Annotated in this window: 1 protein-coding gene; it reads left to right on the forward strand. The window is 64.0% G+C overall.

The window, feature by feature from the left end:
• Positions 1-408 (forward strand): EF-Tu/IF-2/RF-3 family GTPase (locus ACJMK0_RS19205; RefSeq protein ID WP_405240901.1); only part of this gene is annotated, 408 nt, incomplete at both ends.

Raw genomic sequence — 408 nt, forward strand, 5'->3', positions numbered from 1 at the left:
TCGAGGGGGACGAGTCGGACATCGGCGTGCCCTCGATCTACAAGCTGATCGAGGCGATGGACAGCTACATTCCGGAGCCCGAGCGTGCGGTGGACGGTGACTTCCTGATGCCGGTGGAGGACGTGTTCTCTATCTCCGGTCGCGGCACGGTGGTCACGGGGCGCATCGAGCGGGGCATCATCAAGGTGGGTGACGAGGTGGAGATCGTCGGTATCAAGGATACGACGAAGACGACCTGCACCGGTGTGGAGATGTTCAGGAAGCTCCTGGACGAGGGTCAGGCGGGCGACAACGTGGGTGTGCTGCTTCGCGGCACGAAGCGTGACGAGGTGGAGCGCGGCCAGGTGCTGGCGAAGCCGGGCTCGATCACGCCGCACACGAAGTTCGAGGCCGAGGTGTACATCCTGA

Origin of the sequence: Lentisalinibacter orientalis, assembly GCF_040706535.1 — a bacterium.
GTDB classification, from domain to species: domain Bacteria; phylum Pseudomonadota; class Gammaproteobacteria; order Steroidobacterales; family Woeseiaceae; genus Lentisalinibacter; species Lentisalinibacter orientalis.